Here is a 14,400-nt window from a genome sequence, read left to right as displayed (position 1 = left end):
GGCAGGCAAGCGAAGCTCCTGGCGGACACGGATCATCTCGGTCAAGAACCGTCTGCCAGGAGCTTCGTCCTGCCAGGAGCTTCGTCATGGCGCACGACCGGCCGACTCGCGGTCGGTGACGCCACCGTGGACAGGGCCTATGTGAAGGAGCCGGCGTTGAGGACGATGAAGCCCCCCTCCGGCCGGCACGCCCGCGCGATGTCCGCGTCCTTCATCCTGGCGTCGTCCGCCTCCCAGAAAGAGCCGCTCGCCTTGATCGTGGCGCCTTCCAGAATCGTGCCGAAGTTAGGGACTTCGACACCCCGCTTGCCGCCCTCGCGGGCCGGCCGCACGTCCTTCGACCAGATCGGTGACACGGTGACCTCGACGCCGCCCTGGTCGGCGTGCACCACGAGGCAGTCGCCGTCGGCAATGTACTCGAGACGTCCGCCCACCAGCATGTCTTCGGCCAGCTCGCGGTTGTGAACCAGGATCTTCGGGTTCTCGCCCTTCACGGCGAGACCGTCCGGGGAGCTCTCGCCCCCGTTGCTCTTCCCGTCTCCGCCTCCACCCCCGCAAGCGGCGAGGGCGAGCAACCCGGAAACGAGCAAGAAGCGGTTGATCGTTCTCGGAAACCGCACAGGTCAAGCCTTCCCATAGCCCTGTGGGGCAAGCACACCAGCTTGCCCCACAGAGTTGAAACTACCTCTCTATCGCTGCCGGACGTCGTGAGTTGTTTCCAACCTGACGGTTCGGCACGTGAGTTGGTCGGCTGTGAGACATCACGCGCACGGGGTTACGTCATGCGCCCGTACGGGCGGGGCATCCCCCGGCCCCTCCCGTACGGCTACAGCTCGGCGAGCAGCTGGGCCTTCTTCGCGCTGAACTCGTCGTCCGTCACCAGGCCCGCCTGGTGCAGCTCGCCCAGGTGGTGGATCCGCTCCGCGATGTCCGCCGGGTCGCGCCGCCCGGCGGAGGCCAGCGCCGCCGCCGCAGGCGTGGACTGCTTCCTGCGGACGGACTCCAGTACGGCCGCGGCGAAGGGCAGCGACTCGTGCACCGGACCGTAGCCGAGGCCGAAGATCACCGCGGCGGGGTCCTCGTCGGCCCGGGTGGGCCGTGCGGATATCGACTGCACGCTGTGGGCGGTGCCCGTACACAGCGCCGCCCCGGGGCCGCCGCCGAGACCGGCGCCCTCGACCGCGGCCGGAACCGCACCCTCCAGCCCTCTCGGCACCAGCCGCAGGTAGCCCTCGAAGGCCTCGGGCGAGCGCCACTCGACGCCGCTCAGTTCGGTGACCGGGAACGTCTGGTCACCCGCCTTCCACTTCTCCGAGGAGGCACCCGTCCAGAACCACCGGAAGGAGATCCGGTCCCCGTCGAAGCTGGCCCGGCCGTCGTACGCCTTGAAACGCATCGGCGCCTCGGGCGCCGCGACGAGGAACCGTTCGGCCGGTTCACCGGCGTCGGGACCCAGCCGGGCCCGCAGCTCGTCCGCGTAGTACTCGGCGAGCGTCTCGCGTTCGGCGGGGAGCACCAGGCGGTACGGGTCGCAGCCGTCCTTCAGCTGCCCGGCCGCGGCCTCCAGCAGTGGATCGGCACCGGGTCTCGGGACGGCGCGCAGCACCACCGTGCCCCGCTTGCCCGGGGTCAGCGTCACCGACGACAGCGCCGCGTGCGGGACGCGGCGCTCACGGAGGCTCTGGAGGAGCCTCGGCGTGCGGATACCCCGTTCGAAGCGGATGAGCACGGAGTCGGCGTCGAACTCCCAGGTGGCTTGAATTCCGGCCAGCACATCACCCATGTGCCACATCGTATGCGGCACTTGCCCGCACGTCCCCCCTCGGCGTACACCGCAATCCGTGACCGGCCGCGGCTTTCTACGCGCGTCAGACCGTCTCGTCGCCGGAAATCTGTTCGTGGCAGGCGCTGTCGGTCTGCGCACAGGTCACCGCACCATAGGTGCCCACACCGATCGCGGCGAAGTTGGCGAGGCTTTCGGTACCCGGCTCGAAATAGCCGCTGTGGCCCACCGCGTCGCCTGCCGCGGCGATCCGCGCGCCGAAGCCCGGATTCACCGGATCGGCCCCGTGACCGAGCCCGGCGACCTCCAGGTTCGGTACGTCCGCGATCCAGTCGCCGTGGTCCCGCATCGCCCACACATTGGCCCGGGTGTGCAGCTGGCCGACGTTGTCGACGCGCATGCCCGGACTGCCCGCGACCGCGATGTCGGTCACCCGGGCGGGCAGTTCGCCCGCGGCCACGCCGCACAGGACGGAGCCGTAGCTGTGGCAGAACAGTGAGACGGGCGAGATGCCCGGGAGCGCGCCGACGAGTGCGTCGAGCCGGACCGCCCCGCGCTGGGCGAGATTCCCCAGGGCGGCGTCCATGCCGATGCCGACGGGCGCGGTGTAGTCGGCCCAGGCGATCACGGCGGTCCGTACCGCCGGGCGGGCGGACCGCTCCGCCGCGTACAGGGACTTGGCCATGCCGACGGGCGCGGTGTTGGTCTTGGCCCCGGTCCGCTCCAGCGTCAGCAGATTGGTGTCGACACCGGGTACGACCACCGAGACCCGCTCGGCCCGGTCGAGATCGCCGAACACCTCGGCGGCGTGGCCCCGGCCGGACGGGTCGAACGCGAGGAAGTGCCGGCCGTCGGCGAGCATCGAGCGGAAGCGATCCATCCGGCGGACCGCCTCGGCGCGGCCTTCGGGGGAGAGTCTGCTGTCGTGTGCCCGTCCCTGTTCGACCGTGCGCGCCTGTACGAGCGCGTGCCGGTTGGCCCGGTAGCGCAGTGTGACCGGAGCGCCGTTCAGATTCCCCACCACCAGCGGGTACTTGTCCGCCAGCCGGATGCGCTGCGCGGCCGTGAGCGTGGCGAAGAAGTGCGCCAGCCCGGACGGCTGGGCGTCGGCAGGGGGAAGCGTGCGTCCCGCTATCGATCCCTTGGCCCAGGAGGCGAGTGCGACAGTGCGTGGCTCGTCGGAGCGTTGATGACGCACGGCTGTCCAGCCGGTGGTCGCCAGCATCACGAACACAACCGCGAGGGCGAGCAGAGTGCGCCATGCGGTGAGCGTCGGGGAGGAATCGAAGGAAGTCACTTCCGCCCACATTAGGAGACGCGCGCCGGAGCTCGTGAAGCGGGTGACACACATCACCCGACTGTGGGGAACGGGACGCCCCGCTACTCACCCTCCGTACGGACCCCCGGTACGCTCCGCCGAGCTCGGCGCCCTGTGGATCTCGCATCCGGGCGCCGTGGCGCGCCTGTTGTGAGCTTGCTCATAGGCCGCGGCCGAGACGTGCGGCACATGGCCTCAGCCGGGGGTGCGCCAGTCCTCGGCCAGGGCCGGTCCCAGCCGGTCGAGATACGCCTCGGTCAGTGCGCGCAGCGAGTCCACGCTGGTCTCCCGTCCCTGGCCCCACAGCTGACCGGCCACCCGCATCACCCCGCAGAACGCGGCGACGGCGACCCGCGGACGCGGGTCCCGCTCCAGGTCCAGACCCTCGCGCTCGGCGATCAGCAGGGCGATCTGGTTCTCCAGCTCGCTGGTGCGCCGCAGGTGGGCGGCGAGCAGCGAGGGCGTCGATTCGATCATCTGGTACACACGCATGTGGAGTTCGACCGGGACGAGGGCCTCGATGGCCTCACCGATACTGTCCCAGGCGCAGAGGACCGCTCGGCGCATGGCTTCGAAAGGGGCTTCCGACGCGGGCCGTTGGCGCAGTTCGGCGATGAAGCGCGACTCCACCATCTCCTGGACGGCGAAGGCGGCCGACTCCTTGCCGGCGAAGTAGCGGAAGAAGGTCCGCTGGGAGACCTCCACCGCGTCGACGATCTCGTCGACGGTGGTCTCCTCGTACCCCTGGGTGGTGAAAAGATCGAGGGCGGCATGGAGCAGGGCGTCCCGGGTGCGTCGCTTCTTGCGCTCGCGCAACCCGGTCGGATACTCGGCGGCTCGTTGCCCATCGGTCACGGAGCTGGTCCTCTTTCCTGCTTCGTCCAGCTCAGCGTACCTGTGAGCTACATGACAGTTACCGACTTGTGAAATGGTTGGTCAACTGTCAGCGACTGACACTAATCTCAGGGTATGACTAGTCAGACCACCGTCGAAAAGGCGTCACGGGAGCCTCGGGACGCCCCCGCTCCCGCACCTGCCAAGGGGCTGCGCGGCCACCCCTGGCTGACGCTCTTCTCCGTGGCCATCGGCGTGATGATGGTCGCGCTCGACGGCACGATCGTCGCGATCGCCAACCCCGCGATCCAGCGAGACCTGGGCGCCTCGCTCGCCGATGTCCAGTGGATCACCAACGGCTACATGCTCGCCCTCGCGGTCTCCCTGATCACCGCGGGCAAGCTCGGTGACCGGTTCGGCCACCGGCAGACCTTCCTGATAGGTGTCGTGGGCTTCGCCGCGGCATCGGGGGCCATCGGCCTCTCCAACAGCGTCGTCCTCGTGATCACCTTCCGGGTGCTCCAGGGCCTCTTCGGCGCACTGCTGATGCCGGCCGCGCTCGGCCTGCTGCGCGCCACCTTCCCGGCCGAGAAGCTGAACATGGCGATCGGCATCTGGGGCATGGTGATCGGTGCCTCGACCGCCGGCGGACCGATCCTGGGCGGCGTGCTCGTCGAGCACGTCAGCTGGCAGTCCGTCTTCTTCATCAACGTGCCGGTCGGTGTGATCGCGCTCGTGCTGGGCGTGCTGATCCTCAAGGACCACCGTGCCGAGAACGCGCCGCGCTCCTTCGACATCGCCGGCATCGTGCTGCTGTCGTCGGCGATGTTCTGCCTGATCTGGGCGCTCATCAAGGGCGCCGAGTGGGGCTGGGGCGATGTCAAGACGGTCGGCTTCCTGGCCGCCGCCGTCGTTCTGTTCGCCGCGTTCGCCCTCGTCCAGCAGCGCGTCAAGGAACCGCTGATCCCGCTGGCGATGTTCCGCTCCGTGCCGCTCTCCGCCGGTACGGTCCTGATGGTGCTGATGGCCTTCGCCTTCATGGGCGGGCTGTTCTTCGTCACCTTCTACCTCCAGAACGTGCACGGCATGAAGGCCGTCGACGCGGGTCTGCACCTGCTGCCGCTGACCGCGATGATGATCATCGCCTCGCCGCTGGCCGGCTTGCTGATCACCAAGTTCGGCCCGCGGGTCCCGCTCGTCGGCGGCATGGTGTGCACCGCGGTCGCGATGTTCGGCATGTCCCAGCTGACCGTCGGCACCGGCACCGTCACCATGTCGATCTGGTTCGCCCTGCTCGGCCTCGGCCTCGCACCGGTCATGGTCGGCGCCACCGAGGTCATCGTGGGCAACGCCCCGATGGAGCTCTCGGGTGTCGCGGGAGGCCTCCAGCAGGCCGCCATGCAGGTCGGTGGCAGCCTCGGTACGGCGGTGCTCGGCGCGATCATGGCAGCCAGGGTCGACGCCGAACTGGCCGGGAACTGGAAGGACGCGCAGCTTCCCCCGATGTCGGCGGAGCAGCTGGAGCAGGCCTCCTCGGCCGTCAAGGTCGGCATGCCGCCGGTCGCCCCGGGCACTCCGACGGACGTCGCCGGCAAGATCGTGGGAGTCACCCATGACACGTTCGTGTCGGGCATGAGCACGGCGTTCATGGTCGCGGGCATCGTCGCGGTGATCGCGGCACTGGTCGCCACCCTGACCAAGCGCGGTGCGAACGCCGAGGCGGGCGTCGGCGCCGGTCACATCTGACCGGTCCGTCCCGACGCCCGGAGGCGTCAACACAGTACGTACGACAGCCGCGCCGGAACGTTCCGGCGCGGCTGTCGCCTATCAGGGTGGTACGGCCCCAGGCCTCTTCCCGAGCCGTCGTCCCGCGGCTCAGAGTGGGTGGGGAAGATCCACATCTGCACGGGGGTTCATTCACATGCGTACAACCGTTGTCGCCGCCGTCCTGGCCGCCACCGCCCTGATTCCGCAGGCGGTGGTCCAGGCCGCGCCCGCCCGGCCCGGCACCTGCGGGAGCGGTCAGCTCTGCCTGTGGGCGAAACCGGGGTTCGCCGGTGCCCGGCAGGTGCACGAGCTGTCCACCATCGACATCGAGAGCTGTGTGCCGCTGCCGGCGGGCGGTACCGTCCAGTCGCTCGCCAACCGCACCGGCCGCCCGGTCACGACCTACCAGTCGGCCGAGTGCGCCGAGACCGGCGAGTTCGAGACCTATCCGGGCGGCGGCACCTGGGTGCCGCAGTCCCCGTACCAGGTCCGGGCCTTCAAGGTCTGGGAGAACTGACCCGCGAACGCAGCGGGGCGGTCGGACCCTGAGGTCCCACCGCCCCGCCCGCGTCACCGCGATACCCGCGTCACCGCGGCATGCGTGCCTACGCGTCGCCGCCCGTGGCCCCCGGACCGGCCGCGGCCACATCCAGCAGGTCGTAGCGGTCGACCGCCGTCTTCAGCATCGAACGGTCGATCTTCCCGTCCTTCGCGAGCTCGGTGAGCACCGCCAGGACGATCGACTGGGCGTCGATATGGAAGAACCGGCGGGCCGCCCCACGGGTGTCCGCGAAACCGAAACCGTCCGCACCCAGCGACTGGTACGCGCCGGGCACCCAGCGCGCGATCTGGTCCGGCACGGACCGCATCCAGTCCGAGACCGCCACGAACGGCCCCTGGGCCCCGGAGAGCTTGCGCGTCACGTACGGGACGCGCTGCTCCTCCTCCGGGTGCAGCAGGTTGTACCGCTCCACGTCCACGGCCTCGCGCCGCAGCTCGTTCCAGGAGGTCGCCGACCAGACGTCCGCCCGCACGTTCCACTCGTCGGCGAGGATGCGCTGAGCCTCGACGGCCCAGGGGACCGCCACGCCGGACGCCATGATCTGGGCCGGGATCTCGCCCCGCTCGCCGCTGCTGTAGCGGTACACGCCCTTCAGGATGCCCTCGACGTCCACGTCGGCGGGCTCCGCCGGGTGCTGGATCGGCTCGTTGTAGACGGTGAGGTAGTAGAAGACGTCCTCGTTCTCCTCGGGCGTCCCCCCGTACATCCGGCGCAGGCCGTCCTTGACGATGTGCCCGATCTCGTACCCGAACGCCGGGTCGTAGGCGACACAGCCCGGGTTGGTCGAGGCGAGCAGCTGCGAGTGGCCGTCCGCGTGCTGGAGACCCTCACCGGTCAGGGTCGTACGGCCGGCGGTGGCGCCCAGCACGAAGCCGCGCGCGAGCTGGTCGGCCATCTGCCAGAACTGGTCGCCGGTCCGCTGGAAACCGAACATCGAGTAGAAGACGTACACCGGGATCAACGGCTCGCCGTGCGTGGCGTAGGCCGAACCGGCGGCGATCAGCGAGGCGGTGCAGCCGGCCTCGGAGATGCCGTCGTGCAGCATCTGGCCGGTCGGTGACTCCTTGTAAGCGAGCAGCAGATCACGGTCCACCGACTCGTACTGCTGACCGAGCGGGTTGTAGATCTTCGCACTCGGGAAGAACGCGTCCATACCGAAGGTCCGGTACTCGTCGGGCGCGATCAGCACGAAACGCTTGCCGATCTCCTTGTCCCGCATGAGGTCCTTGAGGATGCGGACGAACGCCATGGTGGTGGCGATCGACTGCTGACCCGAACCCTTCTTCGCGGTCGCGTACGCCTTGTCGTCGGGCAGGGCCAGCGGCTTCGCACGCACCACACGGGTCGGGACGTAACCGCCCAGACCCTTGCGGCGGTCGTGCATGTACTGGATCTCTTCCGAGTTGCGGCCCGGGTGGTAGTACGGCGGGTTGCCGTCCTCCAGCCGGCTGTCCGCGATCGGGATGTGCAGCCGGTCCCGGAAGCGCTTGAGGTCCTCGGCCGTGAGCTTCTTCATCTGGTGGGTCGCGTTGCGGCCCTCGAAGTTCGGCCCCAGCGTCCAGCCCTTGACCGTCTGCGCCAGGATCACCGTCGGCTGGCCCTTGTGGGCCTTGGCCGCCGCGTACGCCGCGTAGACCTTGCGGTGGTCGTGACCGCCGCGGCCCAGGTACAGGATCTGCTGGTCGGTCATGTCCTTGACCATGTCCCGCAGCCGGGCGTCGTCGCCGAAGAAGTGATCACGGATGTACGCACCCGTCTCGGTGGCGTACGTCTGGAACTGGCCGTCCGGCGTGGTGTTCAGCTTGTTGACCAGGATGCCCGTGCGGTCCTGCGCGAGCAGCGGGTCCCAGGAGCGGTCCCAGACCAGCTTGATGACGTTCCAGCCGGCGCCGCGGAACTGCGACTCCAGCTCCTGGATGATCTTGCCGTTGCCGCGCACCGGGCCGTCGAGGCGCTGGAGGTTGCAGTTGACGACGAACGTCAGGTTGTCCAGGCCCTCACGGGCGGCGATGGAGAGCTGGCCGAGCGACTCCGGCTCGTCCATCTCGCCGTCGCCGAGATACGCCCAGACGTGGGAATCGGAGGTGTCGGCGATGCCGCGCGCCTCCATGTAGCGGTTCATCCGCGCCTGGTAGATCGCACCGAGCGGGCCGAGGCCCATCGAGACGGTCGGGAACTCCCAGAAGTCCGGCATCAGCCGCGGGTGCGGGTAGCTGGACAGGCCGTTCGGCGCCTTCGACTTCTCCTGGCGGAAGCCGTCGAGCTGCGCCTCGCTCAGCCGGTCCAGCAGGAAGGCGCGGGCGTAGATACCGGGGGAGGCGTGCCCCTGGAAGAAGATCTGGTCGCCGCCCCGGCCGTCGTCCTTGCCGCGGAAGAAGTGGTTGAAACCCACGTCGTACAGCGAGGCGGAGGAGGCGAACGTCGCGATGTGACCGCCCACGCCGATCCCCGGACGCTGCGCCCGAGACACCATCACGGCCGCGTTCCAGCGGGTCGCGTTGAGGACCTTGCGTTCGATCTCCTCGTCGCCCGGGAAGAACGGCTCGTCCTTCGTGGCAATGGTGTTCACGTAGTCCGTGCTGCGCATCTCCGGCACGGCGACACGCTTCTCGCGCGCACGTTCGATGAGCCGGAGCATGAGGTAGCGGGCCCGCTCACGGCCCCGCTCGTCGACGGCGGCGTCGAGTGAGTCGAGCCATTCCTGGGTCTCTTCGGGATCGAAATCCGGGACCTGACTCGGAAGGCCGCCAATGATGATCGGGTTGCGATCGGATCCGGAAGCCACGCTGTTCCTTCGCTGTTCGGTGCTGCGCTACGGGGCCTGGTTGAGGGTGTCACGCCCCCGGGGTGTGTACACGTACGCCAGCCCATCGTGTACCGCGAGGGCGCAAACGTCATCTCTACCGAAAGGTAACCGGCGGCATCCGGGACACCGGGTCCCGAAGATCCGGATGGGCCGCGGCGGAGCGGGTATCGGGGAGGCGTGACGCGTCGGGAAGACGCGTCGGGCAGGATGGGTCGGGCGAAACCGCAACCATACGCCCAAGGCGTCCAAGTGTTCCCAAAGGCTGCTCGACTCCGATTGCCGGACCGAAACGGCATAAGCTGTTCAAGGACGTAAAGGGTGTGGACGGCAGCACAGGCTCCTGCGAAGGGCCGCCGACAGTACGGCGACGTGGTACGAAACGTCACCGTTTAGGCGGTCTCATGCGCTGGGTACTTGCGCGATCCGCCGCGCCCGTGTGGACTACGGCCAACGCCCCGCGTACGCGCGTGGCTGAAGCATTTTCCGAAACATGATCAGGAGGCAACCCGTGAGCGCGACCGCGGACCACGCGGAGGAGCGGACCAACCCGGCAGCACGCCTGGGGTTCGAGCCCGGACAGGTGGTCCAGGAGATCGGCTACGACGAAGACGTCGAGCTGGAGCTCCGTGAGGGCATTGAGGCCACTATCGGCCAGGAACTCGTCGATGAGGACTACGACGACGTCGCTGACGTCGTCCTGCTCTGGTTCCGTGACGAGGACGGCGACCTTACGGACGCGCTGGTGGATGCCATTGGTCTGCTCGAGGACGGCGGTACGGTCTGGCTGATGACGCCGAAGACCGGCCGTGACGGATACGTCGAGCCGAGCGACATCAACGAGGCTGCCCAGACAGCCGGCCTTGCCCAGACCAAGAGCATCAGTGCGGGCAAGGACTGGACAGGCAGCCGTCTGGCCACACCGAAGGCGGCCAAAGCCAAGCGCTGAACCGCACTCGCCCCTGAAGGCCCCCGACGGCAGCACGCCGCCCGGGGGCCTTCGTACACCCGAGGCACGCCGCCGGACACCCGCAGGGTGGGCTTCCGTGGGTGCTGCACGGCCACCGGGGGCCTCTGCGTAGGGTGGGAGGCACCCGGACAGCCCAGCCCGGCGACGTAGCGAAGGGACGCGTTTCATGGCGATCGAGGTCGGCACCAAGGCCCCGGATTTCGAGCTGAAGGACAATCACGGCCGGACCGTGAAGCTCTCCGAATTTCGCGGCGCCAAGAACGTGGTGCTGCTGTTCTACCCGTTCGCTTTCACCGGCGTCTGCACGGGTGAGCTCTGCGCCCTGCGCGACGAGCTGCCCACGTTCGAGAACGACGACACGCAGCTGCTCGCCGTCTCCAACGACTCCATCCACACCCTGCGCGTCTTCGCCGAGCAGGAAGGCCTCGAGTACCCGCTGCTCTCGGACTTCTGGCCGCACGGCGAGACCTCGCGGGCGTACGGCGTCTTCGACGAGGAGAAGGGCTGCGCCGTGCGCGGCACCTTCGTCATCGACAAGGAGGGCGTGGTGCGCTGGACCGTCGTCAACGGGCTGCCCGACGCGCGCGACCTGAACGACTACATCAAGGCGCTCGGCTCGCTCTGACCCGTGATCCGGGGGATCTCCCGGCGACCCCCGGCCAAAAGCCTGTTTTGGCCGGGAACCGGTCACTAGGATCCACTCGTTGATCCGATGCCAACGCAACGTGGAGGCGCCGGCACCGGCCGGCCCCCAATGAAACCAATGGGAGGACTCGTGGGAGTCAGCCTCAGCAAGGGCGGCAACGTCTCGCTGACCAAGGCCGCGCCCAACCTGACCGCGGTCGTCGTGGGTCTGGGCTGGGACGCTCGTACCACCACCGGCGGAGATTTCGACCTCGACGCCAGCGCCCTGCTGACGAACGCCGGGGGCAAGGTCGGCAACGACGGCAACTTCGTCTTCTTCAACAACCTCAAGAGCCCCGACGGTTCCGTCGAGCACACGGGTGACAACCTCACCGGTGAGGGCGAGGGCGACGACGAGGTCATCAAGGTGAACCTCGCCGGTGTCCCGGCCGACGTCGACAAGATCGTCTTCCCGGTCTCGATCTACGAGGCCGAGTCGCGCCAGCAGAGCTTCGGCCAGGTTCGCAACGCGTACATCCGCGTGGTCAACCAGGCCGACAACAGCGAGCTCGCACGCTACGACCTGAGCGAGGACGCCTCGACGGAGACCGCCATGGTCTTCGGCGAGCTGTACCGCAACGGTGCGGAGTGGAAGTTCCGTGCCATCGGTCAGGGCTACGCATCGGGTCTGCGCGGCATCGCGCAGGACTTCGGCGTCAACGTCTAGATCGTCGATCCGGGGCCGTGCGGTCCAGGACCGGCCGGCGATCGTCGGCCGGTCCTGGGCGCGGCCCCGGTCAGGCACCAGTGTGTCCCGTCCGGCGCCGCACCTCGTGCGGCGCCGGACGCGCTCGGCGGACGTGCCGAGGAGCAGCGGAAGAGCGGCTCCGTCGCGGTTCACCGGACGATTCCGTCCGTTCCGCAGACGGCGCATCGGTTTGATCGGTTCAATCGGATCAGCCGGTTCAACAGCCGGTTCAGCCGGTTCAACAGCCGGTTCAGCCGGTTCAGCAGACGGTTCACAGACTCGGGGAGGACACACCATGGGCGTCACACTCGCCAAGGGAGGCAACGTCTCCCTCTCCAAGGCCGCACCCAATCTCACCCAGGTGCTGGTCGGGCTCGGCTGGGACGCACGATCCACCACGGGGGCCGACTTCGACCTCGACGCCAGCGCGCTGCTGTGCCAGTCGGGCCGGGTACTCGGCGACGAATGGTTCGTGTTCTACAACAACCTCACGAGCCCGGACGGCTCCGTGGAGCACACCGGCGACAACCTCACGGGTGAGGGCGAGGGCGACGACGAGTCGGTCATCGTGAACCTCACGCAGGTGCCGGCCCATTGCGACAAGATCGTATTTCCGGTCTCGATCCACGAGGCCGACAATCGCGGGCAGACATTCGGCCAGGTCAGCAACGCGTTCATCCGGGTGGTGAACCAGGCCGACGGCCAGGAACTCGCGCGTTACGACCTGAGCGAGGACGCCTCGACGGAGACCGCGATGATCTTCGGTGAGCTCTACCGCTATGGCGGCGAGTGGAAGTTCCGTGCAGTGGGGCAGGGGTACGCGTCGGGACTGCGGGGCATCGCTCTAGACTTCGGGGTCAACGTTTCGTAAAGCCGCGCCAGGCGCGGGGGAGCCCCGTGCACACCGGGGGAGACCCGTTACATAAATGATGGGGTAGCCAGTGCTTCTGAAAACCTTCGGCTGGTCGTTCGCGATTACCGCGCTCGGCCTGGTCGCAGCCCTGATCTACGGGGGGTGGCAAGCCCTCGGCGTGGTCGCGATCCTTTCCGTCCTGGAGATCTCGCTGTCCTTCGACAACGCGGTGGTCAACGCCGGAATCCTGAAGAAGATGAGTGCCTTCTGGCAGAAGATCTTCCTCACGATCGGTGTACTCATCGCGGTCTTCGGCATGCGGCTGGTGTTCCCCGTCGTCATCGTGGCCGTCACCGCCAAGCTGGGACCGATCGAGGCGATCGATCTTTCGTTCAACGACCCGGACCGCTACAAGGAACTGGTCACGGACGCCCACCCGGCGATTGCCTCCTTCGGTGGCATGTTCCTGCTGATGATCTTCCTTGACTTCATTTTCGAGGACCGTGACATCCAGTGGCTGCGCTGGATCGAGCGCCCGCTCGCGAAGCTCGGCAAGGTCGACATGCTGTCGGTCTGCATCGCCCTGATCGTCCTGATGGTCTCGTCCATGACATTCGCGACCCAGGCGCATCAGCACGGCGGACACGCGGACAAGGCGGAGACGGTCCTGCTCGCGGGTATCGCGGGTCTGATCACGTACCTCATCGTCGGCGGCTTCTCCGGCTACTTCGAGAACAAGCTCGAAGAGGAGGAGGAACGGGAGCACGAAGCGGAGGAAGAGGCCAAGCGGACCGGCACGAAGGTCTCCGCCCTCGTACTCTCCGGCAAGGCCGCGTTCTTCATGTTCCTCTACCTGGAAGTGCTCGACGCGTCCTTCTCGTTCGACGGCGTGATCGGCGCCTTCGCCATCACCAACGAGATCGTGCTGATGGCGCTGGGCCTCGGTATCGGTGCCATGTACGTCCGTTCGCTCACGGTCTACCTGGTCCGCCAGGGCACCCTGGACGACTACGTCTACCTGGAGCACGGCGCGCACTACGCGATCGGCGCGCTGGCTGTCATCCTGCTCGTCACGATCCAGTACGAGATCAACGAGATCATCACCGGTCTCGTCGGAGTCGTCCTGATCGCCTGGTCGTTCTGGTCGTCGGTCCGGCGCAACAAGGCGCTGGAGGCCGAAGGCGGCGGCGGTGGGGGCGACGGTTCCACGTCGGAAGTCTCCGCCGGGGTGTGATCCGGTAGGGAATGAGGAACGCTCTCTGCGGGGCGGCTCGTACGGTGAAGGATTCCGGGAACACCCGGACCCGGCCCGGAGCCGCCCCGCAGTGGTGCGTGCGTCGTATGTGCCGCATGCGACGAGTGCGGGGCCAACAGGCGCGAGCCGATATGTGTGGGGGTTGGGGATGGCGTTCTGGGACAGTCTGTGGCCGGGGCGGGAATCACACTTCGAGTCGGGCAGCGCGGCCACCAACTCCATCGTGCTCTCCAGGCGGCACGCCACGGTCTCGCTGACCAAACAGGGCGCGCTGACCGGCAATCTCCGCGTCAACCTCTCCTGGCGGATGCGCACCTCGGACATCGGGGGCAGGACACAGCAGAGCAGCCGGCTGCTGCGGCCGTTCAAGCTCTTCAAGCCCGAGGTGGTCCAGGCGCACACCCAGGGCATGGTCAACGTGGACCTGGACCTGGGCTGCATGTACGAGCTGGCGGACGGCACCAAGGGCGTGGTGCAGCCGCTGGGCAACCTGATCGGCGATCTGAACGGGCCGCCGTACATCAGGCTCAGCGGGGACGACCGCTTCGGGGCGCCGTCCGGGGAGACGGTCTACGTCAACCTCGACCAGCGCGACCAGATCAAGCGGCTGCTGTTCTTCGTCTACATCTACGACCAGACGCCGGCCTTCGACCGTACGCACGCCAAGGTGACGCTCTACCCGGGCAACGGGCCGCGCATCGAGATCGAACTGGACGAACGGGCCCCGCAGGCCCGCTCGTGCGCCGTGTTCACGGTGGAGAACGTCAAGGACGAACTGATCGTGCGGCGCGAGGTGAAATTCGTGTACGGCTTCCAGTCGGAGCTGGACCGGCTGTACGGCTACGGCATGCAGTGGGGGCGCGGCTACAAGTCCCGCGCTTAG

Annotated in this window: 13 protein-coding genes; 8 read left to right on the top strand and 5 right to left on the bottom strand. The window is 68.0% G+C overall.

The annotated features are described in order from the left end of the window. Window positions 1–137: 137 nt before the first annotated feature. The 4 genes from FHX80_RS06370 to FHX80_RS06355 form a co-directional block, all read right to left on the bottom strand. Window positions 138–494 carry a hypothetical protein gene (locus FHX80_RS06370; RefSeq protein WP_167523368.1) on the bottom strand — a complete coding sequence of 119 codons (357 nt, stop codon included), beginning with the start codon at window positions 492–494 and terminating at the stop codon, window positions 138–140. Window positions 495–826: 332 nt separating this feature from the next. Then, a complete protein-coding gene (locus FHX80_RS06365) occupies window positions 827–1,783 on the bottom strand; it encodes a DUF4429 domain-containing protein (protein WP_145763304.1) in 957 nt (318 codons plus the stop codon). An 85-nt stretch (window positions 1,784–1,868) separates the two neighbouring features. Next, window positions 1,869–3,080, bottom strand: coding sequence for an alpha/beta hydrolase (locus FHX80_RS06360; protein WP_145763303.1), 1,212 nt, complete (start codon window positions 3,078–3,080; stop codon window positions 1,869–1,871). Window positions 3,081–3,296: 216 nt separating this feature from the next. Then, window positions 3,297–3,956: a TetR/AcrR family transcriptional regulator gene (locus tag FHX80_RS06355; protein WP_145763302.1), complete on the bottom strand. Its 660-nt coding sequence runs from the start codon at window positions 3,954–3,956 to the stop codon at window positions 3,297–3,299. Window positions 3,957–4,070: 114 nt separating this feature from the next. Between FHX80_RS06355 and FHX80_RS06350 the strand changes: the two genes are divergently transcribed. Continuing rightward, window positions 4,071–5,681, top strand: coding sequence for an MFS transporter (locus FHX80_RS06350; protein WP_145763301.1), 1,611 nt, complete (start codon window positions 4,071–4,073; stop codon window positions 5,679–5,681). Window positions 5,682–5,856: 175 nt separating this feature from the next. Beyond that, window positions 5,857–6,219 carry a peptidase inhibitor family I36 protein gene (locus FHX80_RS06345; protein ID WP_145763300.1) on the top strand — a complete coding sequence of 121 codons (363 nt, stop codon included), beginning with the start codon at window positions 5,857–5,859 and terminating at the stop codon, window positions 6,217–6,219. Window positions 6,220–6,307: 88 nt separating this feature from the next. On the opposite strand, the gene aceE is transcribed toward FHX80_RS06345, so the two are convergent. Continuing rightward, window positions 6,308–9,049 carry a pyruvate dehydrogenase (acetyl-transferring), homodimeric type gene (gene aceE / locus FHX80_RS06340; RefSeq protein ID WP_145763299.1) on the bottom strand — a complete coding sequence of 914 codons (2,742 nt, stop codon included), beginning with the start codon at window positions 9,047–9,049 and terminating at the stop codon, window positions 6,308–6,310. 529 nt (window positions 9,050–9,578) lie between these two features. On the opposite strand from aceE, the gene FHX80_RS06335 reads away from it, so the two are divergent. The 6 genes from FHX80_RS06335 to FHX80_RS06305 all read left to right on the top strand — a co-directional run bounded on the left by FHX80_RS06335 (window position 9,579) and on the right by FHX80_RS06305 (window position 14,400). Next, on the top strand, window positions 9,579–10,016 hold the full coding sequence (locus tag FHX80_RS06335; protein WP_145763298.1) for a DUF3052 domain-containing protein: 438 nt from the start codon (window positions 9,579–9,581) through the stop codon (window positions 10,014–10,016). Between the two features lie 187 nt (window positions 10,017–10,203). Beyond that, entirely contained in the window at window positions 10,204–10,662 is a 459-nt protein-coding gene (locus FHX80_RS06330; protein ID WP_145763297.1) for a peroxiredoxin, read from the top strand. Between the two features lie 150 nt (window positions 10,663–10,812). After that, on the top strand, window positions 10,813–11,388 hold the full coding sequence (locus FHX80_RS06320; protein ID WP_145763296.1) for a TerD family protein: 576 nt from the start codon (window positions 10,813–10,815) through the stop codon (window positions 11,386–11,388). A 316-nt stretch (window positions 11,389–11,704) separates the two neighbouring features. Beyond that, window positions 11,705–12,280: a TerD family protein gene (locus FHX80_RS06315; protein WP_145763295.1), complete on the top strand. Its 576-nt coding sequence runs from the start codon at window positions 11,705–11,707 to the stop codon at window positions 12,278–12,280. 70 nt (window positions 12,281–12,350) lie between these two features. Beyond that, window positions 12,351–13,496: a DUF475 domain-containing protein gene (locus tag FHX80_RS06310; RefSeq protein WP_145763294.1), complete on the top strand. Its 1,146-nt coding sequence runs from the start codon at window positions 12,351–12,353 to the stop codon at window positions 13,494–13,496. 169 nt (window positions 13,497–13,665) lie between these two features. Continuing rightward, window positions 13,666–14,400, top strand: coding sequence for a TerD family protein (locus FHX80_RS06305; RefSeq protein ID WP_145763293.1), 735 nt, complete (start codon window positions 13,666–13,668; stop codon window positions 14,398–14,400).

This window comes from Streptomyces brevispora (assembly GCF_007829885.1).
Classification (GTDB): Bacteria; Actinomycetota; Actinomycetes; order Streptomycetales; family Streptomycetaceae; genus Streptomyces; species Streptomyces brevispora.
Note: the sequence above shows the minus strand (reverse complement) of the source record. Positions and strands in the feature narration are given on the sequence as shown.

What these genes read in the sequence shown, in the direction of transcription:
- FHX80_RS06330 (WP_145763297.1), top strand. Translation starts at nt 10,204, where the DNA reads ATGGCGATCGAGGTCGGCACCAAGGCCCCGGATTTCGAGCTGAAGGAC.
- FHX80_RS06315 (WP_145763295.1), top strand. Translation starts at nt 11,705, where the DNA reads ATGGGCGTCACACTCGCCAAGGGAGGCAACGTCTCCCTCTCCAAGGCC.
- FHX80_RS06350 (WP_145763301.1), top strand. Translation starts at nt 4,071, where the DNA reads ATGACTAGTCAGACCACCGTCGAAAAGGCGTCACGGGAGCCTCGGGAC.
- FHX80_RS06305 (WP_145763293.1), top strand. Translation starts at nt 13,666, where the DNA reads ATGGCGTTCTGGGACAGTCTGTGGCCGGGGCGGGAATCACACTTCGAG.
- FHX80_RS06365 (WP_145763304.1), bottom strand. Translation starts at nt 1,783, where the DNA reads ATGGGTGATGTGCTGGCCGGAATTCAAGCCACCTGGGAGTTCGACGCC.
- FHX80_RS06345 (WP_145763300.1), top strand. Translation starts at nt 5,857, where the DNA reads ATGCGTACAACCGTTGTCGCCGCCGTCCTGGCCGCCACCGCCCTGATT.